Below are 2,145 nucleotides of genomic sequence, written 5' to 3'. Positions count from 1 at the left end.
CCCCCCGTAGCCAACCCGCACCCAGCAGGTGTCTCACCCGAGACTGACAAGGAGGGCTGGACGGTGGCGGACGCCGACGGTATCGATCAGTTGGACGGGCRGCGCGCACGGACCGCTGCGGACGTCGGCGGACGACCCGYCCTCTTCTCTTAATCCGCGGGTTCGGGGTTCAAGTCCCTGGCGGCGCACCCGTTTGYAGGCCCGTGACCTGCAGGAACTGACCGGCCTAGAGCCGGTCTTTTTCGTTGGTGATCGTTGTGGGCGCGATGTGGGCGTGATCTTGCGCGTGGCGTGGGATCGCGTTCGCCACCGTTTCGGCGGCCCGTTGGCCAGTGGATCGCAGCAGGTGGGCATACAGGGTGCCGGTGATCGTCGTGGACGAGTGGCCGAGCCGTTTGGAGACCAGGGTGATGTCGATGCCCTGGTCGAGCTGGATGGACGCGGAGGAGTGCCGCAGGTCGTGCAGCCGGCGTCGGGACAGGAGGTCCTCGCCGAGTTCGTCGCCCTTGCGTAGGTCGAGGCCGAGCCTGGTGGACAAGGTGAGCGTCGCGCCCGAGCCGCGGCGGCGGGCGCATCGGGTCACGGTGACCTGGCCGATCGGTTCGCGGTCGCGGTAGACCGTCCACGTCCGCTCGGGGGCCGTGTGGCGGCGCCCGACGTCGACCGTCAGGGACCCCGCCGGTGCGTCCGTGGACAGGGTGGMGCACAGGCCGACGTTGCGGGCGATGATCTGCATGTGGTTGCTGACGTTGTACCTGCCGATAAACGCGTCCGGGCTGGTCAGGCGGCATGTTCGTACTCGTGCAGGATGCCGGCCAGGCGATCGCGCCGGCGGATGTCGAGGTGGGTGAGCCGGTCGGGGTCGGTGATCGGTTCGGGCAGCGGGTTCAGGGGTCTGGCGTTCGCGATGCCCTGATGGGGCCTGTGCGTGTTGTAAGCGATGCCCTGATGGGGCCTGTGCGTGTTGTAAAAAGCCTCGTATGCGCGGAGGGCGTGTAGGAGGTGGCGCTGGTTGTAGATCAGGGTTCGGTCGAGGAGTTCTCGGCGGCAGGTCCGGACCCATCGTTCCATGATCGTGTTCATCCGAGGGGCTCGGACACCACTGAGTACGACCGTGATCCCTGCGTCGGCGAGGATCGCGTCGAACAGAGCGGGGTATTTGCCGTCGCGGTCGCGGATGAGGTACCACGCGGTCGACCCGGCATCGTGGAGGTCCATCGCGAGGTTACGGGCTGCTTGGGTTACCCAGGCGGCGGTGGGGTGCGCGGTGGCGCCCTGGATCCGGATGCGCCGGGTGGCGTGTTCGATCACCGCGAGGATGTACAGACGCGTGCCGGTGAGTGTCTGCGTCTCGAGGAAGTCGACGGCGAGGATCGCGTTGGCCTGGGAGCGCAGGAAGTCGGCCCACGTGGTGGCGGTCCGCGCGGGTGCGGGGTCGATGCCTGCCTGGTGCAGGATCTCCCAGACCGTCGACGGGGCGATTGTGACGCCGAGGACGACCAGCTCGCCGTGTATCCGCCGATAGCCCCAGCCGGTGTTCTCGCGGGCCAGGCGCAGCACCAGGGCGCGGATCGAGCGCACGGTGCGAGGCCGTCCGCGCCGCTGGGGGCGGGAGATGGCGGCGTGGTGGCGGGCGATCAGGTTGCGATGCCAGCGAAGGACGGTCTCCGGACGCGCCAGCAGGTGCAGGCCGCGCAGCGTTGGCCGGGRCAACGCGTGCAGGAGTGCCGCCAGCAGCGCACGGTCGGTGGGCTGGAACCGGATCCGCTGGCCGTCGAGCTGGCGCTGCAGCACGGCGATCTGGTGCCGCAATGTGAGGATTTCGACATCCTTGTCACGATCACTGCGAGGCAGCAGGCGCAGCAGCGCGAACACGTTCGTGACACCGAGGTAGGTCAGTCGAAGCACCACGAAGCGGGATCCTCCCGCAGTCACCGCCCCCGACGGGCACCAGGCACCGGGAGGGCCCAGGATCGGCCGCGACCGTCCCGATCAGCCCGAATGTACTTTTCGGCAAGCAGTGCGACACGAACACGAAGGAGGGCTCCGATGTAGACGGAGACCGTTCTGGAGCGGTGCTGTGCGGGAGATGGAGGTGGATCCTCCGTGGTCGGCCATGCAGGGGCTGGCCGCAAACCACCGCAG

General features: G+C 68.4%; 2 protein-coding genes. Both read right to left on the bottom strand.

Annotated elements, in window-relative coordinates; translation table 11 throughout:
* Positions 1-226: 226 nt before the first annotated feature.
* Positions 227-736 carry a tyrosine-type recombinase/integrase gene (locus BCD49_RS08185; RefSeq protein WP_071041346.1) on the bottom strand — a complete coding sequence of 170 codons (510 nt, stop codon included), beginning with the start codon at positions 734-736 and terminating at the stop codon, positions 227-229.
* A gap of 44 nt (positions 737-780) precedes the next feature.
* On the bottom strand, positions 781-1,911 hold the full coding sequence (locus BCD49_RS08180) for an integrase core domain-containing protein (RefSeq protein ID WP_071041345.1): 1,131 nt from the start codon (positions 1,909-1,911) through the stop codon (positions 781-783).
* Between the last annotated feature and the right edge of the window lie 234 nt (positions 1,912-2,145).

This window comes from Pseudofrankia sp. EUN1h, assembly GCF_001854645.1.
Classification (GTDB): Bacteria; Actinomycetota; Actinomycetes; order Frankiales; family Frankiaceae; genus Pseudofrankia; species Pseudofrankia saprophytica.
This window is presented reverse-complemented; position numbering and strand designations above follow the sequence as displayed.